Origin of the sequence: Chondromyces crocatus (assembly GCF_001189295.1) — a bacterium.
GTDB classification, from domain to species: domain Bacteria; phylum Myxococcota_A; class Polyangia; order Polyangiales; family Polyangiaceae; genus Chondromyces; species Chondromyces crocatus.
The window spans coordinates 9,150,843-9,174,118 of sequence record NZ_CP012159.1 but is presented as its reverse complement, the minus strand read 5'-3'; the positions used below and the strand labels follow the sequence as shown (position 1 = coordinate 9,174,118).

13 protein-coding genes and 1 tRNA gene are annotated in these 23,276 nt (G+C 67.1%); 12 read left to right on the top strand and 2 right to left on the bottom strand.

Going from position 1 to position 23,276, the window contains the following annotated elements; genetic code table 11:
- Window positions 1–116: 116 nt before the first annotated feature.
- Window positions 117–1,712, bottom strand: coding sequence for a lipopolysaccharide biosynthesis protein (locus CMC5_RS33115; protein WP_245677952.1), 1,596 nt, complete (start codon window positions 1,710–1,712; stop codon window positions 117–119).
- A gap of 142 nt (window positions 1,713–1,854) precedes the next feature.
- Between CMC5_RS33115 and CMC5_RS33110 the strand changes: the two genes are divergently transcribed.
- Window positions 1,855–1,930 (top strand) — tRNA-Asn (locus CMC5_RS33110).
- A gap of 474 nt (window positions 1,931–2,404) precedes the next feature.
- On the opposite strand, the gene CMC5_RS33105 is transcribed toward CMC5_RS33110, so the two are convergent.
- Window positions 2,405–3,265 (bottom strand): helicase-related protein, encoded by an 861-nt coding sequence (locus CMC5_RS33105; RefSeq protein WP_156339044.1) that lies wholly within the window; start codon window positions 3,263–3,265, stop codon window positions 2,405–2,407.
- Window positions 3,266–3,348: 83 nt separating this feature from the next.
- Between CMC5_RS33105 and CMC5_RS33100 the strand changes: the two genes are divergently transcribed.
- The 11 genes from CMC5_RS33100 (at window position 3,349) to CMC5_RS33050 (ending at window position 23,234) form a co-directional block, all read left to right on the top strand.
- Complete coding sequence (locus CMC5_RS33100; protein WP_082363009.1) at window positions 3,349–4,842, top strand: S8 family peptidase; 1,494 nt, start codon at window positions 3,349–3,351, stop codon at window positions 4,840–4,842.
- 161 nt (window positions 4,843–5,003) lie between these two features.
- Window positions 5,004–5,207: a methylation-associated defense system helix-turn-helix domain-containing protein MAD1 gene (gene mads1, locus CMC5_RS33095; protein ID WP_050434143.1), complete on the top strand. Its 204-nt coding sequence runs from the start codon at window positions 5,004–5,006 to the stop codon at window positions 5,205–5,207.
- Complete coding sequence (locus CMC5_RS33090; RefSeq protein WP_050434142.1) at window positions 5,204–8,641, top strand: protein NO VEIN domain-containing protein; 3,438 nt, start codon at window positions 5,204–5,206, stop codon at window positions 8,639–8,641. Before mads1 ends, CMC5_RS33090 begins: the two co-directional genes overlap by 4 nt.
- On the top strand, window positions 8,634–10,103 hold the full coding sequence (locus tag CMC5_RS33085; protein ID WP_050434141.1) for an ATP-dependent nuclease: 1,470 nt from the start codon (window positions 8,634–8,636) through the stop codon (window positions 10,101–10,103). The genes CMC5_RS33090 and CMC5_RS33085 overlap by 8 nt, the downstream gene beginning before the upstream one ends.
- A complete protein-coding gene (locus tag CMC5_RS33080; protein ID WP_050434140.1) occupies window positions 10,100–13,072 on the top strand; it encodes a DUF1156 domain-containing protein in 2,973 nt (990 codons plus the stop codon). The genes CMC5_RS33085 and CMC5_RS33080 overlap by 4 nt, the downstream gene beginning before the upstream one ends.
- A gap of 2 nt (window positions 13,073–13,074) precedes the next feature.
- Window positions 13,075–14,568, top strand: a complete 1,494-nt coding sequence (locus CMC5_RS33075) for an ATP-binding protein (protein ID WP_050434139.1) — start codon at window positions 13,075–13,077, stop codon at window positions 14,566–14,568.
- A 136-nt stretch (window positions 14,569–14,704) separates the two neighbouring features.
- Window positions 14,705–17,602 (top strand): DUF1156 domain-containing protein, encoded by a 2,898-nt coding sequence (locus CMC5_RS33070; protein ID WP_050434138.1) that lies wholly within the window; start codon window positions 14,705–14,707, stop codon window positions 17,600–17,602.
- Window positions 17,599–18,192, top strand: coding sequence for a hypothetical protein (locus CMC5_RS33065; RefSeq protein ID WP_050434137.1), 594 nt, complete (start codon window positions 17,599–17,601; stop codon window positions 18,190–18,192). Before CMC5_RS33070 ends, CMC5_RS33065 begins: the two co-directional genes overlap by 4 nt.
- A gap of 13 nt (window positions 18,193–18,205) precedes the next feature.
- Window positions 18,206–21,016 (top strand): ATP-binding protein, encoded by a 2,811-nt coding sequence (locus CMC5_RS33060; protein ID WP_050434136.1) that lies wholly within the window; start codon window positions 18,206–18,208, stop codon window positions 21,014–21,016.
- An 8-nt stretch (window positions 21,017–21,024) separates the two neighbouring features.
- Window positions 21,025–22,050: a hypothetical protein gene (locus CMC5_RS33055; protein ID WP_156339043.1), complete on the top strand. Its 1,026-nt coding sequence runs from the start codon at window positions 21,025–21,027 to the stop codon at window positions 22,048–22,050.
- Window positions 22,047–23,234, top strand: a complete 1,188-nt coding sequence (locus CMC5_RS33050) for an integrase core domain-containing protein (protein ID WP_050434134.1) — start codon at window positions 22,047–22,049, stop codon at window positions 23,232–23,234. The genes CMC5_RS33055 and CMC5_RS33050 overlap by 4 nt, the downstream gene beginning before the upstream one ends.
- Window positions 23,235–23,276: the final 42 nt, after the last annotated feature.

Sequence of the window (23,276 nt, the reverse complement as noted above, 5' to 3'; positions counted from 1 at the left end):
CTCCCGGGCGCCCCCATCCGCTCGCGGTGCTCGCAGGCGGCGCTATGCGAGATCCGGGGCGCTCGGTCAAGGGGGGCGCGGTACCGTGCGAGAGGTGGCGTTCCCGCGAGGGGGGCTCACGCAGGTCTGGATGCGCTGCGGCGGCCGAAGGCCTGCTTGACGAGGGCGAGGTCGGCGCGGCCGATCTCGCCGAAGAGGGTGAGGAGGGCGAGGTAGATGGCGCCGAGGAGGGCCGCTTCGAGGGGGACGAGGAGCTTGCCGAGCCAGGGGAGCTGGGTGCCGAGGGCGATGGTGATGGCGACCGCCGCGACGACGCGGAGGGGGACGGCCAGGGCGACGACTTCGCCGACGAGGAAGCGGACCAGTGCGGCGGCGACGAGGGCGGCGAGGGTGAGGGCGGCGCCCGTGGCGAGGGCCGAGTGGAGGAGCATCTGGGGGCCGAAGGGGGCGCGCGGGACGGCGTAGAGGCAGCCCATGGCGACGAGGGCGACGGCGATACCGGTGAGGGTGGCCGTCCAGCGTTCGCGGCGGAGGCTGGTGAGGGCGGCGCAGAAGATGCCGAGGATGGCAAAGGCGCCCATGCCGAGGGCGTGGACGCGGAGGGCGGTGCCGCCCTGGGTCCAGATTTCCTCGGGGAAGGCCATGCGCAAGACGTGGGGTCCGAGGCCGGCGATGGGGGCGCAGAGGAGGCCCGTGAGGAGCATGGCGATGCGGACGCCGGTGCGGGTGTAGCGGCGGACGGCGTCGGTGTCGCCGCCAGCATGCGCCTGGGCGAGGAGGGGGAAGAGGATGAAGCTGACCGACATGAGGAGCTGGTACGGGAGGAAGGAGAAGAGCTGCATGCCGCGGTAGGCGCCGGTGAGGGCGTCGGCGGCCTGGCCGGTGAGGGCGAGGTCGGTGGCGGCCTGTCCGACGGTGCGGCGGAAGAGGTTGAGGTCGGTCTGCATGAGCAGGTTGAGGAAGGCCTGCGAGACGGCGAGGGGGAGGAGGTAAGCGAGGTGGTCGCGGGCGGAGGTGCCGCCGTGGCCAGGCTTGCCGATGCCGGTGGTGAGGAGAGCGATGGGGACGATGATGGCGGCGGCGGTGACGAAGCCGGCGGTGGCGCCGAGGACGCCGCTGTGGCCCGCGCGGATGAAGAGGATGGCGCCCGCGGCGATGGCGAGGAGTCGGATGGCGCCGTAGGCGATGTCGAGGGCTGCCTGGGGGATGAAGCGGCGCTGGCCGTTGAGGGCGCCAACGAGGGGGGCGTAGGTGCCGTAGAGGAGGATGACGCCGGAGGTGACCTGGAGGGGGAGGGTGACGTGGGGGGCTTTGACGAAGGCGGCGATGTGAGGGGCCGCGAAGAAGAAGGCGGTGGCGACGGCGACGGCGAGGGCGGCGTGGAGGCGGAGGGCGCGGGCGAAGGCGTGCTGGACTTCGCCCGGGGGGGCGCTGGCGACGGCGCGGGAGACGCCCTGGATGCCGGTGGCGACGATGACGTTGTTCACGACGCTGACGTCGGCAAGGACGATGGAGAGGGCGCCGTAGCCGTCGACGCCGAGGAGCCAGGGGAGGAGGAGCTGCTGGATGAAGCCGAAGAGGATGAAGGAGACCTTGGCGACGGCGATGGCGAGGCCGCCGCGGCCGGCGGCGCGGGCGGTGGTGGGAGAGGGCGCGGGAGGAGGAGAGGAGGCGGGGGAAGGAGAGGGAGGGGGGGGCTCTGCGCGCGGCACGGGGCGGGTTGTCGCAGATGGGGGGGGTGGGGGCAAAGGTCGTGGGGGAGGGGGCGAGAGGGAGAGGGAGGGGAGGAAAGGCGTGAGATGGGGCTTGACTGGTCAGGCGAGGTGGATAGAGTTCGCGCCTGTCACGAGCCATTCCAGCTTAGCTCAGTTGGTAGAGCAGGCGGCTGTTAACCGCCGGGTCGCTGGTTCGAGTCCAGCAGCTGGAGCCATTCATCTCCGTTTGCGAACTTCGCAGCGGAGCGTTTTACAAGAGACCCTCGCGGCGCAAGCCTCGGGGGTTTCGCGTTTTCTCCCCGCAAGTCCGAGCGTTTCGCGCGCTGCGCGCGTCGCGGTGGTGCCCTCACGGGTACTCGCGGAGAGCGTCGAGCGAGCGCGACGAGGGGCTCGTGGGACGTTCTCCCGCGCCGTTCTTTGGCCCGCACGGGAGAGATTTTCGGAGAGGCGTTTAACAGCCGTACCCGGTGGTTGACAGCCGGGACGGCGCGCGACGGTAGGAAGCTGTCCCGGCTGTTGACCATTGGGTACGAGGTTCGCGAGGAGCCGCGGCACGCGCCATCTGCGGAGCTTCGCGAACCGATCGCGTGGGTCGAGCGCGTTGGCGCTGCCGCCCACGGGGGTGGAGCTGTTGATCATCGGGGCCGAGGTTCGAGCAGCGCGCTTTGGGCGCCCGCGCGTCGCGTGCCCTACTTCGAACGCGGCGGGCGGAACGACGGCGCGGCAGCGAGCAGTTCGCCCAGTCGTCCCTCCGGCAGACGGTCCCACGCTTCGGCAGGCAAGAGCGAGCCGAAGAGGCTCGCGTCGAAGACGTGCTGGCGGCGCATGACCCGATCCCATTGGAACGCGTCGTAGGTCCCCTCGAAGATGAGCTGGCGGACCTCGACGAAGGGTGGCTCACCCTGGGCTCCGTCCTCAAGCCACTTCCGCGCGCGCTGTTCCCAGAGGCTGCCCTTTCGATCGACGCGCCCGATCTGCTGCTCGAGGACGGCGGGGTTCCATTCAGCGTGGAACTGCACGACGACGCGACAGGACTCGTGGAGATTGAGCCCTTCACGTCCGACCTGGCTCTGCGCGATGAGGACCCAGGGGGACGCGCCGGGGCGATTGAACGCAGCCTGGAGGTAGCGCCGTGTCTCCCAGCGCGTCGCGCCCTGAAGCAGGCGCGCGTGGAAGCTCTGGCGACCATCGTCGTCCTCGAGGAGAGCGCGCAACGCCTGTTGTCGAAGCACCGCCTGTTCCTCGTCGGCGTCCTCGTCGCCGAGCTCTCCGAGCAGTGGGCGCAGCCGCTCCTCGACAAACTCGACGGTGAGCGCGTCGAACCGTTCGTCGGTGACCTCGTCGGAGTCCGAGGTCGTCGCGAGGAAGTCGTCCAGCACGAACGACACAAGGTGGTCCTCAAGCGCGCTCTCCAACTCGCGATCGACTGGAGCGCCGCCGAGCAACGCCGGGTCGGCCCGCCATGCGACGACCGGCTTCTTCGCGCGCCGACGCACCTTGTCCCTGAGACGCTCGTAGGCCTTGTGGCTATCGGCGAGCGCACGCCGCATCTCGGCTCCGTTGCCAGTCGCGAGACGCCCGGAGAGCACGCCCTCCGCGCGCAGGCGACCGAGCTGGCGAATTTCGACCGTCGATCCTGCGCGGTGCTCAGGGTTTTGACGTACGGCTGCCGAAGGATGCCCCGGTCGATGGGGCCTCTCGGGCTGTCATCTTCGACGGCGGTATCCCGACGGCGGCGCAGAAGGAGCTCTCGACGTGGGCGACGCTGGTGGAGCCCGCGGGGCTCGGTGCGTCGGTGGGGGCGTTCGAGGAGCACGGCCTCGGCGTCACCACCGCGTTCCTCTTCGGGCCGCTCGCCTCGGGGCAGGCTCCCGCCCCGCCGCTGTGCGCGGTCGATCACGTGCGCGTGCTTGACGACAAGACCGGCACAGCCACCGACCCGGACTACTTCGACGTGCTCGATCGCATCGTCGGGCACCTCGACAAGAACCCAGGGCTCTACTCTTACGTGAACATCAGCCTCGGCCCGTCGCTCGCCGTGGATGACGACGAGGTCACTCTGTGGACCGCGGCCCTCGACAAGCGCTTTGCGCACGGCAAGTGCGTCGCGACCGTCGCAGCCGGCAACGATGGTGCGCTGGATGAAGCCACCGGCCTCAACCGCATCCAGCCGCCTGCGGACGGTGTGAACGTGTTGTCCGTCGGTGCGGCGGACCGGCGCGGGAACGACTGGGGGCGCGCGGGATACTCCTGCGTCGGTCCGGGTCGCAGCCCGGGCATCGTGAAGCCTGACGGCGTGGCCTTCGGCGGGTCCGACGACGAACCGTTCGGCATCCTCACTCCGCAGCTTCGCGGCGGGCACACGCACGGCACCAGCTTTGCCGCGCCGTTCGCGCTTCGCTCTGCGGCGTCGATTGGTGCGCAGTTGGGAACACGGCTTGGGCCCCTCGCGATCCGCGCGCTCCTCATCCACCGCGCGCACACCGAGGAGCACCACGAGCTGAAGCATGTTGGGTGGGGTCGGTTCGAAGCGGACCCTCTTCAGCTCGTGACCTGTGATGACGACGAGACGTTGGTCGTCTTTCAGGGCGAGCTGCCCGTCGGCGAGCACCTCCGCGCGCCAGTCCCGATCAGCAACGTCACGTTGGAGGGAGACGTCCACCTTGCTGCGAGCCTTGTGATCGCTCCCGAGGTCGACCCCGAGCACCCCGGCACATACACACGCTCCGGGCTCGAGGTCGCGTTCCGCCCCCACAGCGCCAAGTTCACGAAGCCGAAGGAAGGCGCCAAGCCGGCGAAGCACGCCAAGACTCGGTCGTTCTTCTCGCCTGCGAACCTCTACGGACAGTCCGAGACCGCGCTGCGCGAGGACGGCCATAAGTGGGAGCCGTGCCTGCACCATGAAGAACGCCTCCGGTCCTCGTCGCTCGCCGATCCGTGCTTCGACATCTACTACCACCACCGCGAGAGCGGCATGAAGGTCGTTGACCCGCAGCCGATCCCGTACGCGTTCGTGGTGAGCCTCAAGGCGCCGAAGGTGAAGGACCTCTACAACCGCGTCGTCCGCGCCTACGCCCAGCAGCTCGTGCCGCTCCGGCCGCAGACCCGCATCCAGGTCCGCACGTAGGGAGCGCTGCGCCCCCCTTCGAGCGGGTGCGAGGGTCAGCTTCCGCAGGGCTTCTGCAGGCTTGGAAGCACCGAGCGTTGCGGTCTGCCCGGGCTCTGGTGTACGCTGGCGCCGGTTGGCAACCTCTGCCAACCGCTAACCCAGGTGGAGCCTGGTCCAATATGACGGACGAGATTCTCACGCTGCCCGAGGTCGCCCAGTTGCTCAAAGTCGCGGAGAAAACCGTCTACACGATGGCCCAGAAGGGCGAGCTCCCGGCGTTCAAGGTGCGCGGCCAGTGGCGCTTCAAGCGCGTCGATCTCGACCAGTGGATCGAGCAGCAGAAAGCTGCCTCCGCGCGCGACGACGAGGGAGGCGAGCCATGAAGCTCGACGACCTCAAGCGGGGCATCATCGTGCGCGGGCCGATGCTCCCGGAGCCCGTCGAGGTGCTGGTGGTCACGCCGCTCGGCGACGCCGTGAAGGTCGTGGGCTCGGGCCAAAAGACCGGCCAGACCCACAACCGGGTACTCCACGCCCAGCAGCTCGCGCTGCTCGAAGCCTCGCCCCAGAGCGAACCATTCGACGGCGAACCGCTCCACTTCAAGCTTGGCGTCGAGGCCGCGCGCCTCGGGCTCGCATACGAGTACGACCCGTACTTCTCCCTCTCGATCGCACGCGTCGACCCGCTGCCCCACCAGCTCGAGGCCGTCTACGACTACTTCCTGAAGCTGCCCCGCATCCGCTTCTTGCTCGCCGACGACCCCGGCGCCGGCAAGACGATCATGGCGGGCCTGCTCCTCAAGGAGCTGAAGATCCGTGGGCTCGCGAAGCGCACGCTCATCGTGGCGCCCGCGAACCTCACATTCCAGTGGCAGCGCGAGCTGAAAGACAAGTTCCGCGAGCAGTTCGACGTGATGCGCGGGGAGGTGCTGCGCACGCAGTACGGCCAGAACCCCTGGCAGGAGCACAACCAGGTCGTCACGTCGGTCTCGTGGATCTCGCGCGTCGAGGACGCGAAGGAGAGCCTGCTGCGCTCGCAGTGGGACCTCGTCATCGTCGACGAGGCCCACAAGATGAGCGCGTACAGCGCCGACAAGAAGACGCTCGCTTTCCAGATCGGCGAGGCGCTCTCGCAACGCACCGACCACTTCCTCCTGATGACGGCGACGCCCCACAAAGGCGATCCGGAGAACTTCCGCCTCTTCCTCAGCCTGCTCGACCCCGACGTCTACGGCGACGTGAAAAGCCTCGAGGAGGCGATGCGCCGGCACGAGGCGCCGTTCTACCTGCGGCGCCTGAAAGAGGCGCTCGTCGCGTTCCCCGATCCCGAGACCGGAGAGGTGAAGAAGCTCTTCACCAACCGCGACGTGCGCACGACCAAGTTCGAGCTCGATGGCGAGGAGTTCGACTTCTACGACGCCCTCACGCGCTACGTCGAAGACCAGTCGATCAAGGCCGCTGCCGCCGAGAACGTGCAGGCCAACATCCTCGGCTTCCAGATGGCGATGCTGCAGCGTCGCTTCGCGTCGAGCATGTATGCCGTGCGCCGCAGCCTCGAGCGCATGCGCGACAAGCGCCGCAAGATCCTCGACGACCCGGAGAGCTACCGGCAGCAGCAGATCGACCGCAAGCTGCCCGAGGACTTCGACGACCTGCCCGAAGACGAGCAGGCGAAGATCATGCAGAGCGCTGAGGAGACGGTGCTCATCGTCGATCCCATCGCGCTCCGCGAGGAGATCCAGCGCCTCGACAAGCTCGTCGAGCTGGCGCGCGCGCTCGAGAAGCGCGAGGTCGAGTCGAAGCTGGTGAAGCTCAAGCAGGTCCTGAGCGAGCAACAGATCTTCAGCGATCCGAGGATGAAGCTCCTCGTGTTCACCGAGCACAAGGACACGCTCGACTACCTCGCTGGCGACGGTAAGGACGGGCGCCCACTCGGCAAGCTGCGTGAGTGGGGCCTGACCTGCACGCAGATCCACGGCGGCATGCCCATCGGCGACCGCGACACGCCCAACACGCGCATCTACGCTGAGCGCGAGTTCCGCGAGGACGCTCAGGTGCTCGTCGCCACCGAGGCGGCTGGCGAAGGTATCAACCTCCAGTTCTGCTGGTTGATGATCAACTACGACATCCCGTGGAACCCCGTGCGCCTCGAACAGCGCATGGGCCGCATCCACCGCTATGGCCAGCAGAAGGACTGCCTCATCTTCAACTTCGCGGCGGTCAACACGCGCGAAGGGCGGGTCCTCGAGAAGCTCCTGATGCGGCTCGCCGAGATCAAGGACGAGCTCGGCACCGACAAGGTGTTCGACGTGGTCGGCGAGATGCTGCCGTCCAACGCGCTCGAAAAGATGTTCCGCGAGATGTACGCGAAGCGCCTCGACGTCACCGACATCTCGGACCGCATCGTTAAGGACATCGACCCGGAGCGCTTCAAGCGCATCACCGGTTCGACGCTCGAGGGCCTCGCGAAGAAGGAGCTGAACCTCTCGGCGCTCGTCGGCAAGTCGGTGGAGGCCAAGGAGCGCCGCCTCGTGCCCGAGGTGATCGAGGACTTCTTCAAGACGGCGGGCCCCATCGCGGGCGTCCACCCGTCGCCCGTGCGTGGCAAGGACCACGTCTACAAGGTCGGCAAGGTGCCGAAGACGCTCACGACGATCGGTGAGCGGCTCGAACCCCGCTTCGGCAAGCTCGGACGCGAGTACCAGCGCGTCGTGTTCGACAAGCGCCTGCTCGGCGACGACGCGACGCTCGAGTGGGTCACACCTGGGCACCCGCTCTTTGAGGTGGTGCGCAGCGACGTGACCGATCGCGTGGACGATGACCTACGCCGTGGCGCGGTACTCTGGGACCTGCACGCCAAGACACCGTACCGGCTCGACGTCTACGCCGCGTCGATCAAGGACGGTCGCGGGAACACGCTGCACAAGAAGCTCTTCGTCGTGCGCGCCGAGGTCGACGGAACCCTCTCGCTACGGCAGCCGACGCTCTTCCTCGACCTCATCCCTTCGACCAAGGGCACGAAGGCTCCCGAGGTTCCTGGGCTGCCCGAGCGCGATCTCGTCGAGGTCCACCTCGTCCAGAACGCGCTCACGCCGTTCCTCGCCGAGGTGCAGGGCCCGCGCACGAAAGAGAACTCCGTCGTGCGCGAGCACATCGAGATCTCGCTCAACACGCTCATCGACAAGCAGCAGATCAAGCTCGGCGAGCAGCTCGAACGGCGCGTCGAGGGCCAGGTCATCCCGGCCATCGAAGGCAACATCAAGCAGGCAGAGGACCACCTCGACGAGCTGAACGCGCGCCTCGAGCGCCGTCGCCACGAGCTCGAGATGGAGCGCCACTGCATGATCGGAGATGTGCAGCACCTCGGCCGCGCCTGGGTGCTCCCGCATCCCGATCGCGAGGCGCCGAACATCGCGCCGATGGTCAGCGATCCGGTGATCGAGAAGATCGCCGTGCAGGTCGCGATCGACCACGAGCGCGCGCTCGGATGGGTGGTCGAGAGCGTCGAGAACGAGAACCGGGGATACGACCTCCTCTCGAAGCGGCCGCACCCGAGCGAGCCCGGCGTGTTCGTGCAGGCGCGCTTCATCGAGGTGAAGGGTCGCTCTGGCACGGGCGAGGTGGCGCTCACCGCGAACGAGTACCGGACCGCGCAGCGGCTCGGCGACGACTACCACCTCTACGTGGTCTTCGACTGCGCGACGACGCCGAAGCTGAACACGATTCAGAATCCGGCGAAGCTCGGATGGGAGCCCGTCGTGAAGGTCGAGCACTACCACGTCACGGCTAAGGCGATCTTGGAGGCCTCGCGTGGCTGACCCCAGAAACACTCTCCAGAGCAAGTTCGTGTCGAATCACCGGCACGCAAACTTCGGTAACGTCCTCACGCACCTGCATGTGCATGGCTTTCGCCTTCACTCGGGTTCGAACCTCGAATTCCGTAGCCCGATCACCGCCTTCTGCGGACCGAACGGCACGGGGAAAACGACCCTCCTTCAGTTGGCCGCGTGCAGCTATCGGCAAGGCGACAAGGGCTTTCAGCTTCGTGATTTCTTCGCACTCGGTGCTCTCGACCCGACGCCGTTCAAAGCCGATGCGAAGCTGACGATCGGAACTTGGCAGGCGGACGCCAAGACGCGCGAGATCACCCTAACTCGACGTACAAGTCGCTGGTCGGACTACCGCCGACGAGACGAACGAGAAGTGCTCTTTCTCGGTGCCGCGGAGTTCCCTCCGCGCGCCGAGGAACAAGGATTTGCGTTCCGGCAAGCCGGCCGTCTCGTGGTTGCCACGCGAACGCCTTGCTCGTCGAACGTCACGACTTCCGTCGGCAAGGTCCTTGGTACTCACTACGACCGCGTCGAGCGCGCAGGTGTCTCGTTGAAGGCGCGCTCTGGGACCATCTTGGCGGCCGGGAGGGGCTCGCTCAGCTACTCCGAGAACCACATGGGGTTCGGAGAGTGCCGCGTTCACAACCTCATCGACAGGCTGGAAGCGCAGTCTTCGAAGTCGCTCATCCTTCTTGAGGAGCCCGAGATCTCGCTGCACCAATCCGCCCAGTTTCGGTTTGGTGAATACCTCGTAGATCTCGCACTCCGAAATGGCCATCAGATCTTGCTCAGCACCCACAGCGAGCATCTGCTTCGAGCCTTGCCTCAGGTGTCACGCATTCTGATCGTGCGTGACAACACCAGCGGGGTTCGAGTGCTTCCGGGGTTGGCTTCGGCGCAGGTGGCAAGCGTTCTGACGGATGGGCATGACAAGGCACTGAGGGTGCTGGTTGAGGATGATGTGGCAGCGGCCATCCTCGCGGAGGCGCTGGCGAAGGCAGAGCCTGAACTGTTGAAGACCACCGCAATCGTGATTGGTGGCTATCGCGACGAGAAGGACCAGAGCGTCGGCGGTGGCAAGGAGGCCATCACGGCAGCCATGAAGACGCTACGTGATTCAGGTCTTCGCATCGCTGCGGTGCTCGACGCTGACGCCAAAAAGGACTCCAAGAATTTCGTCTTCAAGCTTCCTGGGACGATGCCGCCCGAGAAGGAGGTTTTTGCCAACTCGGCCGTCAAAGCTCTCTGGGCGTCCACCTACAGTTTGGATGTCGACTCCTTCCTCGCTGAGCTCGTTGGAGTCGATCATCACGGCTGGTTCGATCGTCTGGCAGATCGCGTTACGCGGGACCGAGCGTTTCTCGTTGGTGAAGCGTGTCGCGCGTATGCGGCCAGCATCTCATTCGACCCTCTCGTAGAACTCCTCAGAGAGGCGGCGTCAAAGAAATGAGCGCTCTGAATCTGCACAGCCCGAAGCGCCTGATCGAAGTCGATCTGCCGATCCGAAGGATCTCGGAACACGCACGCCGAGAGAAGTCGATCCGACACGGACATCTCTCGACCCTCCATCTCTGGTGGGCGCGCCGACCGCTCGGAGCCTGCCGAGCCGTCCTTTGCGCCTCGCTCTGGCCGGCTCCAACGGATGGGGATTGCCCCCCGGCGTTCATCACTGAAGCACGTCGACTGGTCCATGCATGGGCGACGGACAACGCCGGAAAGTCCAGCCCCGAATCGTTTTCTCGGCTTGTTCGCATTCAGAAGAACCCCGAGATCCTCGCGGACGCCGGCGAACTGCAGAGAGCGCTTCTTGACTTCATTGCCGACTTCGCGAACTGGGATAACTCGACTGACCAGGCGTACCTACGAACTGCGCGCGCTCTCACGGCATCTGCACACCAGGCGCTCTCGGGTGGTTCTGCCCGACCGGTCGTCGTCGATCCATTTGCAGGCGGCGGTTCGATCCCGCTCGAGGCTCTTCGGGTCGGCGCAGATGCGTTCGCAAGCGACCTCAACCCCATCCCCGTTCTCCTGAACCGGGTCCTGCTCGAGTACGTCCCCAAGTTCGGTGCTGACCTGGCGACTGAGCTTCGCCGAGCTGCATCGAGGCTAAGAGAACGTGCTCTTGCCGACGTCCGAGACGTTTACCCTCCAGAATCAGAGGGCGGGGTTCCAGCCGCCTATCTCTGGGCGCGGACTGCACGATGCGAAGGTCCGGGCTGCGGCTACCTGGTTCCCCTCCAGAGATCGCCGTTGATCTCGGGTAAAGCGAAGCCCCGGTCGATTGTTGAGCTGCGCCCGGACGCGAAGCGGCTGACGTTCGACTGCGCCGTCGTGGAACTGTCCGCCTCGGCACGGGTCCCTGACGGGACCGTCAAGCGTGGTGCTCTGTGCTGCCCTGCCTGTGGCTACACAACGCCGGCGGACCGAGTACGCGCACAGTTCAAGGGCCGTCGGAGTGGAGCACGCGACGCGCAGCTTCTTGCGGTGGTCGTGTCCGACCCCAGAACTACCGGGCGAAGGTTCCGCTCACCGACTCCTTATGATCTCGATGCGGTCGCGATCGCCCAAGGTCGGCTCAATGTCCTTCCCGCCATCGACGGCCTCCCGGCTGTTCCCGATGAGCCGCTGCCGTATTTGCGCAGCATCTTCAACATTCACCTCTTGGACGCGACCACGTGGGGCGACCTCTTCACCGCACGGCAGGCCCTCACATTGTCGACGCTTGCGAGGCACTGCCCTGAGGCGTGCGAACCGATCAAGGATATGGAGCTCAGACAGGCCGTGCAGACCTGCGTCGCTCTTCTTGTCGATCGGTGTGCCGACTACTGGAGTTCGCTTGCACGGTGGGTTGGCGAGTTCGTGGCGAACACGTTCGGGAGGCAGGCGCTTGGCATCATCTGGGACTTCGCCGAGGTGTATCCGTTCTCCGACAGTAGTGGCAATTTTGACGGTGCGCTTGAGTGGATTGTTCGCGTCATTGAGCGAGAAGCGCTCTCACAGAGCCCGACCGGTTCGGCCGTAGCAGCGTCTGCGACAGCGCATCCCCTGCCAGATGACAGCGCAGCACTCGTATTTACCGATCCACCGTACTACGACGCTGTCCCTTACGCAGACCTATCCGACTTCTTCTTCGTTTGGCTGAAGCGGTCGCTGCGTCGCGTCCACCCTGACCTCCTTGCGCCTCGGCTGACCGAGAAGCGAGGAGAAATCGTTCAGCTTGCCGAGCGAAACAAGGACTACGCGTTCAAGACGCGTGAGTACTTCGAGACCGAGATGCGCAAGGCGATGGCCGACGCCCGCCGCGTCTTGGCTCCGAGCGGACTCGGCGTTGTCGTGTTTGCCCACAAGACGACTGTCGGATGGGAGACGCAGCTCCAAGCGATGATTGACGCGGGGTGGATTCTAACTGCCTCCTGGCCGATCGACACCGAGCGCCCCGGGAGGCTGCGAGCTAACAACGCCGCCGCGCTTGCTTCTTCGGTCCACCTTGTGTGCCGTCCTCGTGAGAATCCCGATGGCACTGCTCGAGAGGGCGATGTCGGCAGTTGGCGCGAGATTCTTGCCGAACTGCCCGTTCGTATCCACGAATGGATGCCTCGACTGGCTGCAGAGGGCGTCGTCGGTGCGGACGCCATCTTCGCGTGTCTCGGCCCGGCGCTGGAGGTCTTTTCCCGGTACTCGCACGTGGAGAAGGCAAGCGGAGAGCGTGTCCTCCTGCGCGAATACCTCGAGCAGGTTTGGGCCTGCGTGTCGCGCGAAGCCCTTGCGACTGTATTGCGCGATTCTGACGCTGGTGCGCTCGAGCCCGACGCGCGGGTGAGCGTTATGATGCTCTGGACGCTCGGCGGGCGAGGCGGTGACGATGGGCCCCCGGAGGAGGTGGCCCCTGATGTGGATGGCGACGACGAAGACGAAGCCGGTAGCAAGGCCAGCGGTACCGGATTCGTTCTCGAATACGACGCTACCCGCAAGATCGCGCAGGGCTTGGGCGCTCGTCTCGACGAACTCCAGCAGGTTGTCGAGATCAAAGGGGACAAAGCGCGATTGCTCGGCGCCATCGAACGGACGGGGCATCTGTTCGGCAGGACTGAAGGGGTCCCGACTGCGAAGAAGGCTGCGAAGAAGAAGCAGATGACGCTCTTCGGCGACCTCGACCAAGCAGCCGAGGCGCAGGGATGGGGCGAGGTTGGCGCGCCCAAGGCGGCCACCACGACGCTCGATCGCGTCCACCAGGCGATGCTGCTGTTCGGCTCGGGACGCGGCGAGGCCCTCAAGCGCTTCATCGTGGAGGAAGGCGTCGGCAAGCAGCCGCAGTTCTGGAAGCTCGCGCAGTCCCTCTCCGCGCTCTACCCCGGTGGTACGGACGAGAAGCGTTGGGTCGACGGCGTCCTCGCACGCAAGAAGGGACTCGGCTTCTGACGATGGCGACCAAGCGCTTCGATCCCAGAAAGCTCATGGAGCTGGCCGTCGACGTGATGGTCCGATCGACGCAGGAGCCGCGCGGCGACGGCAAGGCGAGCCCGCTCGTCGGCGCCGTGCTCTGGAACGACGGTGTGACCGACACCGCGAGCCGCAGCGAGCTTCGCGACGGCGACCACGCGGAGTTCACGCTCCTCGAGCGGAAGCACCGGAGCGACAAGCTCGACGACGCCGTCCTCTTCAGCACCCTCGAACCCTGCGCCCCTGGCGCGCGCAAGCACCCGAAGCTCTCCTGCGCCGAGCGCATCGTGCTCGCTCGCATCAAGGAGATCTGGGTCGGCGTGGAAGATCCCGATCCGACCGTTGACCGCAAGGGCATCAAGTACCTGCAGGACAGCGGCGTGAAGGTGCACATCTTCGACCGCGATCTGCAGGAGCGCATCCGCGCGACGAACCGCAAGTTCATCGCGCAGGCCGAGGTGCGCGCGGCAGCAGCACGCGAAGGCGGCGGCAAGCAGCCCGCATCGCTGTCCGAGTTCGAGGGCCCCCAGCGTGGCGCTACCCTCGGCGATCTCGATGCCGCGGCACTGAAGGAGTACCGCGCGACGTTCGACAAGGGCACGCGCACGGTCGCCGAGTTCCACAGGCGCCTTGCTAAGCAGGGCCTCCTCGTCGAGCAGAAGGGCAAGTTCGTCCCGACCGGTTTCGGCACACTGCTCTTCGGCAAGCAGCCGCGCGAGCTGCTTCCGCAAGCAGGGCTCCTCGGCACTATCACCTACGAAGACGGCCGGGAGGAGCCGCGCGACTTCGTCGGCCCCGCCATCGAGGCTCCCGACCAGGCCATCGCATGGCTGAAGGACAAGCTGCCGAACCCGATCACCCGCACATCGGCCAAGCGCAAGGAGGTCCGCGAGACGTTCTACGAGCTGCTTCGCGAGGGCATCGTCAACGCGCTGGTGCATCGCGACTACGCGATCAAGGGCGCGAAGTGCCAGCTCATCGCCAGCCCGCACAAGGTCGTCGTGATGAGCCCCGGTGCGCCCGTCGAGCCGATCACGATGAAGCAGCTCGAGGCCTTCGACGCGCCGATGCTGAGCCGCAACCCGGTGATGCACTTCGTCTTCGGCAAGATGAAGCTCGCCGAGGAGCGTGGGCTCGGCCTGCGCTCGATGCGCGAGCGTGCGTCGGCTGCGGGGCTGCCCTTGCCCTCGTACACGTACAAGGGGCCGTACGTCGTGCTCACGATGTACCCCGACGCCGCCTCGGTCACGGCGGACGTCAGCGACAACAAGGCTCTCACCGAGCTGAGCGCCGCGGAGCGCGTGGGCTGGGCGTGGCTCGTCACCCGCGAGCGCGCCACGTCGCCCGAGTACCAAGAGGCGCTGGAGCTCCCCAACCGCACGGCGCTCAACCACCTCAAGCGGATGACCGAGCTTGGGCTGCTTCGTCGAGTCGGCGCGGGCCGGGCGACCTACTACGAGGTGGTGCGCCCATGAAATCCTGCCATGAATCTCGCCACGATGGCGGGATGCCTCAGAGGCAGGCGCGCCCGCGGGCGTATCCCGCCATGAATCCCGCCACGATGGCGGGATTCAGGCTCGCGGCGTTCCCGTGCGTGGAGACGCCCCTCTGATGCTCGCGACCGAGACCTACCCGCGCCGGCTCATCGAGGTCGATCTTCCAATCGCCCAGGTGTCCGAACACGCGCGCAATGGGCGCTCGGTCCATCACGGCCACATCACCGCGATCCACATCTGGTGGGCGCGCAAGCCCCTGCCGTCGTGTCGCGCAGCCGCCCTGGCTGCCTCGCTGATCGATCCCCTCGATCCCGCGTGCCCCGACGCGTTCAAGGCACAGGCACGCGACGTCCTCGGGCAGCTCTACGGCACGCCGTTCGACGGCGACGGCGAGGCGCTCAGGCGCGGGCTGCTCCGGTTGGTCTCTGACTTCGCGTCGTGGCAGCGCGCTACCGACCCGGCCTTCCGCGACGCCGCGCGCACGCTCGCATCGTCCGCGCACGCCTCACTGTTCGACGGCGGTCCCTCGTTCCTCGCCGATCCGTTCTGCGGTGGCGGCTCGATCCCGCTCGAGGGCCTGCGCCTTGGCACGACGTCCTACGCCTCCGACCTGAACCCGGTCGCGACGCTCATCAGCAAGGTCACCCTCGAGTACGTCCAGCAGTTCGGGGAGCAGCTTTTTAGCGAGGTGACGCGCTGGGGCACGCAGATCGCGAAGCAATCTCGTGAGGAGCTGCAGCAGTTCTATCCCGTCGTGACGGGCGCAGGAGCGCAGCTGCCCGTGGCGTACATCTCGTTCCGCCGCATTCAGTGCGAGGGTCCGAGGTGTGGCGCCGACGTTGTGCTCACCAGCAAGTTCCACCTGTCGCGCCGTGGCGAACGGACCATCGGCATCAAGCTCGCGGGCTGGGATGGGCCGACGCCTAGGTTCGAGATCGCCGAAGGCAGCCTGCGGTCGTTTCCCGAGCCGACGGTTCGGCGTGGCGCCGCGACCTGCCTGAAGTGCGGCTACACGATCCCCGTCGAGCGTGTGCGCGAGCAGCTCACCGCGCGCTCGGGTGGTGCGCCCTCCGCGCTACTTGTTGCCGTGGCCCTCGGCGGCGCCTCCGGGGAGCGCTCGTTCCGCGCGCCGACGCACGAGGACCACGTCGCGCTCGCAGCGGCCTCGAAGGCTGTGGCCGCGCTCGATCGGACGCAGGGCGACGAGCTTCCCGGCGAGCCGCTTCCGCCCATCGGCACGCTCGGCTTCCGCGTGCAGCGCTACGGCATGGTCCGCTGGCGCGATCTCTTCACGCCGCGCCAGCTCCTGACGCTCACGACGCTCGCGCGCCTTGTGCGTGAGGCGATGCCCGATGACCGCACGCCGAACGGTCTCGGCGTCGCCGTGCGCTCGTGCCTCGCGCTCGCGGTCGATCGGCTCTGCGACTACCAGAACACCGGCTGCTCCTGGAACCCGAGCGGCTCGGCGCTACCGCATCTGTTCACGCGGCAGGCGCTGCCGATCATCTGGGACTACGGCGAGGCGAACCCGCTCGCGTCTTCGTCGGGCTCGTGGTCGGGCGCGGTCGAGCACGTCGTCCGTGGCCTGCGCAATGCGCACGTCACGGCGGGCGGCCACGGCGCCGACGTCGGCATGGCCTCGGCAAGCCACCACCCGCTGCCGACGGACTGCGCGCACATCCTCATCACCGATCCGCCCTACTACGACGCCATCCCATACGCGGATCTCTCGGACTTCTTCTACGTCTGGCTGAGGCGCATGCTCGGCAGCGACCACCCGGAGCTGTTCAAGACGGCGCTCGTGCCACGCGAGAACGAGGCGATCGTCAACCCGGTCGCCGGCAAGGACCGCGACTACTACCGGCGCATCATGACCGCGGCGCTCGCCGAGGCGCGACGTGTGACGCGCCCCGATGGCATCGGCGTCATCATCTTTGCGCACAAGTCGACGAGCGGTTGGGAGGACCTCCTCGCCGCAATGATCGACGCGGGTTGGATTATCACCGCCTCGTGGCCCATCGACACCGAGAACGCCCCGCGCCTGCGCGCACGGAACTCGGCGGTTCTCGGATCGTCGATCCACCTCGTGTGCCGCCCACGCGAGCACCGCGACGGACGCCTCATCGTGGACACTGTAGGCGACTGGCGCGACATCCTCTCAGCCCTCCCGAAACGCATTGCCGAGTGGATGCCGCGGCTCGCCCGCGAGGGCATCGTCGGCGCCGACGCGATCTTCGCGTGCCTCGGCCCCGCGCTGGAGCTGTTCTCGCGCTACGCCCGCGTCGAGAAGGTCTCCGGTGCCATCGTGCCACTCGAGGAGTACCTAGAGCAGGTCTGGGCCACCGTCTCGCGCGAAGCCCTCGCGATGATCTTCGACGAGGCCGAGACCACAGGGCTCGAAGAGGACGCGCGCATCACTGCGATGTGGCTCTGGACGCTCGCCGGCCCGGGCTCGTCGAGGGGCTCGGAAGCCGGAGACGACGAGCCGGCTGGCGACGACGAGAACGCCGATAGCGAAGGAGCGCTGGCTGGCTTCAGTCTCGAGTACGACGCAGCTCGCAAGATTGCCCAAGGGCTCGGTGCGCGCCTCGAATCACTCGACCACGTGGTCGAAGTGAAGGGCGAGACCGCGCGCCTTCTCGCGGTTGCCGAGCGCACGAAGTACCTCTTCGGCGGTGCCGACGCGGTGCCCGCGCCGAAGCGGTCGTCGAAGAAGAAGCAGATGTCGCTCTTCGCCGAGCTGGAACACGCTGCCGACGAGCAGGGCTGGGGCGACGTCGGCTCGCCCAAGGCAGGCGCCACCTCGCTCGACCGCGTCCATCAGGCGATGCTGCTCTTCGCCTCCGGGCGCGGTGAGGCGCTGAAGCGCTTCCTGGTGCAGGAGGGCGTCGGCCAGGGCCCGCTGTTCTGGAAGCTCGCCCAATCGTTCTCGGCCCTATACCCAAGCGGCTCCGACGAAAAGCGCTGGGTCGATGGCGTGCTTGCGCGCAAGAAGGGGCTGGGCTTCGGATGAGTGCGCTGGCCACCAAGTGGACGTCGCAGTTCTTCGAGACACTCGGAGACGACCGGCTCGCCGCCGACGAGCTTCGGGAGGCGTCCGTGCGCTCCGACCTCGCGCGGTGGACGTCGGCGCTCACGAGCGTGGTCGTGCGCTCGTTCGAGACGCTGGGCTGGGCAGCCGCTGGCAAGGGCCATCGCTGCACGGTCCTACCCGTGAAGCGCAACGAGTACCTCTCGCAAGACGTGATGGCGTTCTCGACGCCGGGCGAGGGCTGGCGCTTCCCGCTCGCGGTGTGCGAGCTCGAGAACTCGGCGGACGCGGACCTCGTCGCCTACTCGCTGTGGAAGGTGCTCTGCGTTCGGTGCGGTCTGCGCGTCGTCGTCTGCTACCGGCCCGACGCCGCAGACGGCCCCGCGTTCGTCGCGTCGCTCGCGGGCGAAGTGATCGAGGCCATGCCTATCGCCGAACGTGCGTCGCTCGCCGGCGAGACGCTGGTGATCGTCGGCTCGCGCAACGACGCGGGGACGTTCCCCTACGGATTCTTTCAGGCGTGGAAGCTCAACTCCAACACGGGGCGTTTCGAGCGCTTCGCGCGGCAGTGAAAGTGAGAACAACATGGCAATGAAGCCCTGGTACAAAATCGTCACCCCGCGCGAAGATCTGCGCGAAGGCAAGCCGCTCGACGCGTCTGAATTCGCGGTCCACCTCGACCACGTTCGCGATGGGCGCGCGCCGGCTGTGTACCAGAACCCGGCCGAGTTCTTCGAGCGCACCTTCCTCACGAAGAACCTGAGCGAGCTCACCGCGCAGGTCGTGCGGCGCCTATCGGGCGTGAAGGTCGAGACCTCGGCCATCTTCAACCTCTCGACGCAGTTCGGTGGTGGCAAGACCCACTCGCTGACCTTGCTCTTTCACCTCGCCCAGAACGGCGACGCGTCGAAGTCGTGGAAGGGCGTGAGCGGCATCCTGCAGAACGCGGGCGTGACCACCGTGCCGAAGGCGGCGACGGCCATCTTCGTCGGAACCGAATTCGACTCCATCACCGGTCGCGGTGGCCACGACGGCACGCCGCTGCGCAAGACGCCGTGGGGCGAGATCGCCTTCCAGCTCGGCGGCGAGGAGGGCTTCAAGCTCGTCGAGCAGCATGAGAAGGAGCTGACCGCGCCCGGAGGCGACGTCATCGAGCGCATGCTCCCGAAGGGCAAGCCGACGCTCATCCTGTTCGACGAGCTGATGAACTACGTGAGCCGCAGCCGCAAGAGCGGGCTCGCCAGTCAGCTCTACACGTTCCTGCACAACCTCTCCGAGGTTGCGCGCGGCCGCGACAACGTGGTGCTGGCTGTGTCGATCCCGGCATCTGAGTTGGAGATGACCGCGGAGGACCAGTCCGACTTCGAGCGCTTCAAGAAGCTGCTCGACCGTCTCGGCAAGGCTGTGATCATGTCGGCCGAGGCCGAAACCTCTGAGATCATCCGCCGCCGCCTCTTCGAGTGGCAGGGGCTGCCGAAGGAGGCCATCGCAACCATCGAGGAGTACGAGGCGTGGCTGCAGGCCAACAAGCAGCAGCTCCCGAGCTGGTTCCCGGTCGAGAACGCACGCGAGGCGATGAAGGCCTCGTACCCCTTCCACCCGTCGCTGCTCTCGGTGTTCGAGCGCAAGTGGCAGGGCCTCCCTCGCTTCCAGCAGACGCGCGGCGTACTGCGGCTACTCGCGCTGTGGGTATCGAAGGCCTACGCCGAGGGCTACAAGGGAGCGCACAAGGACCCGCTCATCTCGCTCGGGACGGCGCCTCTCGAAGACCCGCTGTTCCGCGCGGCGCTCTTCGAGCAGCTCGGCGAGGCACGCCTCGAGCCCGCCGTGACCACAGACATCGCCGGGAAGGACCACGCGCACGCGCTGCGGCTCGACACGGAGGCGACGCCCGAGCTGAAGAAGGCGCGGCTTCACCGCAAGGTCGCGACGACGATCTTGTTCGAGTCGAACGGAGGTCAGCAGCGTGGGGAGGCGACCTTGCCCGAGGTGCGCCTGGCTGTGGCCGAGCCCGCGCTCGACATCGGCAACGTCGAGCAGTGTCTCGAAGCGCTGACCGACAGTTGCTACTTCCTCGCGGCCGAGAAGAACCGCTACCGCTTCAGCTTCCAGCCGAACCTAAACAAGCTCCTCGCGGATCGCCGCGCGAGCGTCAGCACGGCGTCGATCGACGAAGTGGTGCGCAAGGAGATCCAGAAGGTCTTCGGAGCAGGCACGGGCCTCGAGCGCGTCTACTTCCCGAAGAAGAGCAACGACGTGCCCGACCGCGCATTGCTCACACTCGTCGTGCTGGCTCCCGAAAACACTGCACCGGAGCCTGCGACGAAGAACCTGATCTCCACAATGACGACCGAGAGCGGCGCATCCTCGCGCACCTTCAAAAGCGCGCTCATCTGGATCGTGCCGGAGGATGCAACGACGCTCCTCGAGGAGGCCCGCAAGCTCCTGGCGTGGAAGGACATCGACGCGGACTCCGGCGAGCTGAAGCTCGATGAAACGCAGCAGCGGCAACTCACCGAGAACACCAAGCGCGCCGAGCGCGACCTGCGCGAGGCCGTGTGGCGCGCGTACAAGAACGTCTTCCTGCTCGGCGACGACAACTCGCTGCGGAAGATCGACCTCGGGCTCGTTCACTCGAGCGCGGCGGGCTCGCTGGTGGAGTTGATCCTCGCGCGCCTCCGGCAGGAGGACATCGTCGTCGAGGGCGTCAGCCCGAACTTTCTCACGCGCTACTGGCCGCCCGCGCTGCCCGAGTGGAGCACCAAGTCGGTGCGCGACGCCTTCTACGCCTCACCGAAGTTCCCGAGGCTGCTGAAGCCCGATGCAGTGAAGGACACCATCTCGCGCGGCCTCGACGCTGGCACCGTGGCATACGTCGGCAAGGCAGCCGACGGCGGCTATGAGCCGTTCGTCTACAAGCGCTCCCTCGGTTCCAACGACATCGAGATCGCCGAGGACGTGTACCTGATCGTCCGCGAGCGCGCGGAAGAGTACGTCGCCCAGAAGGCCGCGCCTGCGGCGCCCGCAGGCGCCACACAACCCGTCTCGGGTGGGGGAGCGGCTCCGTCCGGGGGCACGGCGAACCCGCAGCCGACGGGCATCCTGCGCGGCGTGACGCCTACGTCCACGACCACCACGGCAACGAGCGGAACTTCGGAACCGCCACCCTCCACCGAGATCGCCGGATTCCAGTGGACCGGCGAGATCTCGCCGCAGAAGTGGATGAACTTCTACACGAAGGTCCTCTCGCGCTTCGCGACCAGCGGCGGATTGAAGCTCACCGTCTCGGTCGATGTCGAGCCCCCTGGCGGCACCACGGTCTCGAAGGTCGAGGAGACGAAGGTGGCACTCCGCGAGCTGGGGCTTTCGGAGGACGTCGACCTCAAGCACCGCTGAGGGCCCTTATGGCACGCGCCACGAACGCAGCTTCGCAACAGTCGGTAATGTCCGTCGTCCGCTGGTACTTCGACGAGGGGCGCGTCGAGGGCGTGCCGTTCTACTGCGACGCGACCCGCATCGGCGCCTTCGCGGTCGAGCCCAACGAGCTCACGGAAGGCACGGACGCCGGCCTCTTCCGGCTCTTCGTCGCGCTCGCGATGTACCAGGCGCTGCGTGACGTCGTGATCATGCGCCAGCAGCGCTCGCTGCCGCGCGCCTCGATGCGCGTCGTCGCCGACGTCGCGACGGTGAAGCGGTCGATCTCGCGCCACGCCTGCCCGACGTTCGCCTCCGTCGAGGCCTTCGAGGGGGGCTGCGACGTCGCGAAGAACGGAGACGACATCGATTGCGGCACGTGCCCCGGCGCAGCCTGCCACGTGAAGGACGCGACGCGCGCCTTCAACCGCATGGGCGACATGGGCAAGCTGCCGACCTCGGCGTGGCTTCGAATCTGGCGGGGCGGTGGGGTGAAGGCGTTGCTCGACGCCGTCCGCCGTGAGGAGCAGTCGCCGACGAAGCGCGCCGTGCTCCTCGTCGAGCGGTTCGCTGCCGTTCACCGCGTCGGCCGGAAGCTCGCGACGATGTTCGTGAGCGCACTCTCGACGCCCGCGCTGGCACCGGGCCTGACGCCCTGGTTTCCGGAGATCGATGGCAACGAGCTGGTGGTCGTCGACACGAACGTCGCGCGCGCCGTCGACGCCCTCTGCGCGCCCGGCGGGGTGAAGACCTACGATGCACGCGAGCGGTGGGTGCTCGAGCAGGCCTCGAGGCTCGACCTCCGTGCGTTCGGGTCCGACCTGCCCGCCTATTCGCCAAGGCTCTTGCAGGAAGCGCTCTACGCCTTCTGTTCGAAGTCGAACCGCGTCGCGCGAGGGGACGCCTGCGCTGGACGCGGCGCTCCCTGCGCGGCGTGCGCACCCACGTTGTGCCCGTTCGCGCTTGTCGTCGCGACGTCTCGCGCTCAACACGTCGGAGAGCAATCAACGTCATGAGCGTCATCGACCGCATCAAGCGCGCCGCCGCCCTCACGCTCCGCACCGTCGAGTTCGGCTACTACCACGTGCTCCTCTCGACGGTGGATCGCGTCTCGCGCCTCCCGCGCAACACGACGGTGCCCGAGGCGATGCGCCTCTACCGCGAGAACATCGCGCTGAAGGCGCAGCTGGACGCGCTCGAGGCCGAGCTTGCCCAGCGCACCAAGCCCGCGCCCGTGCCGATGGCGACGCGCGCGTCGCAGGTCTTCGCGTACTTCCTCACGCGCGGTGACGAGCCCTTCCAGCGTTACTTCCTCTCGGCGTCGCTCAGCACCGTGAAGCGGTGGGCGACCCGGTTCCGCTCGCTGTTCCGACGTCGGAACGTCGGCGGGCGCCCGCCGCTCGACGAGAAGGTCGTCGAGCTCATCGTCACGTTGAAGCGCGAGAACCCGGCGTGGGGCTGCCGTCGCATCCGCGAGGAGCTGCGGCGCATGGGCATCCGCGTGAGCGAGCCCACCGTCTCGCGCATCCTCAAGGAGAACGGGTTCTCGCCTCGGCCGGGGCGGAAGCTCGACTTCGAGCGCGTGAGGTCATCTGCGAAGGACGCGCTCTGGGCGCTCGACTACTTCGCGGTGCAGACGGCCAAGGGCGTTTGGCTGCAGGCACTTCTCATCATCGACGTCCACACCCGCGAGCTGATCGACTTGCGCGTCCACGACGGCTGGGACGTCGACTCGGTGTGGACCATCCGCATGTTCAACGAGGCCTGCGCTCGCGAGAAGCGCTCGCCGAAGGCGGTGGTTCATGACCACGGCGCGCACTTCATGGGGCAGTTCGAGCGCCAGATGCGCGTCCTGGACATCGAGAACGAGCTCACTCCGGTCGGGTTGCCGTCGATGAACTGCTACGCCGAGCGCGCCATCGGCTCCATTCGCCGCGAGCTGCTCCGGCAGATCCGCGTGGCCGATGCGAAGGAGCTGCAGTTCTTCCTCGACGAGTACCGGCGCTACGCGAACACCGAGCGCCCGCACCAAGGCATCGAGGGGCGCACGCCGGAGGAGCGCTCGCAGGACACGCCGCTCGCCGAGCTCATCGACCTCGACACGGTCCGGCGTCGGAAGCTCGAGCGCCGCGAGTACGCTCACGGGCTGCTCCGGGGCTACGCGCTCGCCGAAGACGTCCCGTCGGCCAAGGCAGCCTGACCATGAACGCCGCCCACCCCACCATCGCGCCCCAGCTCCCCG

What these genes read in the sequence shown, in the direction of transcription:
- CMC5_RS33105 (WP_156339044.1), bottom strand. Translation starts at nt 3,265, where the DNA reads ATGCGGCGTGCGCTCGCCGATAGCCACAAGGCCTACGAGCGTCTCAGG.
- mads1 (WP_050434143.1), top strand. Translation starts at nt 5,004, where the DNA reads ATGACGGACGAGATTCTCACGCTGCCCGAGGTCGCCCAGTTGCTCAAA.
- CMC5_RS33090 (WP_050434142.1), top strand. Translation starts at nt 5,204, where the DNA reads ATGAAGCTCGACGACCTCAAGCGGGGCATCATCGTGCGCGGGCCGATG.
- CMC5_RS33080 (WP_050434140.1), top strand. Translation starts at nt 10,100, where the DNA reads ATGAGCGCTCTGAATCTGCACAGCCCGAAGCGCCTGATCGAAGTCGAT.
- CMC5_RS33075 (WP_050434139.1), top strand. Translation starts at nt 13,075, where the DNA reads ATGGCGACCAAGCGCTTCGATCCCAGAAAGCTCATGGAGCTGGCCGTC.
- CMC5_RS33070 (WP_050434138.1), top strand. Translation starts at nt 14,705, where the DNA reads ATGCTCGCGACCGAGACCTACCCGCGCCGGCTCATCGAGGTCGATCTT.
- CMC5_RS33065 (WP_050434137.1), top strand. Translation starts at nt 17,599, where the DNA reads ATGAGTGCGCTGGCCACCAAGTGGACGTCGCAGTTCTTCGAGACACTC.
- CMC5_RS33060 (WP_050434136.1), top strand. Translation starts at nt 18,206, where the DNA reads ATGGCAATGAAGCCCTGGTACAAAATCGTCACCCCGCGCGAAGATCTG.
- CMC5_RS33055 (WP_156339043.1), top strand. Translation starts at nt 21,025, where the DNA reads ATGGCACGCGCCACGAACGCAGCTTCGCAACAGTCGGTAATGTCCGTC.
- CMC5_RS33050 (WP_050434134.1), top strand. Translation starts at nt 22,047, where the DNA reads ATGAGCGTCATCGACCGCATCAAGCGCGCCGCCGCCCTCACGCTCCGC.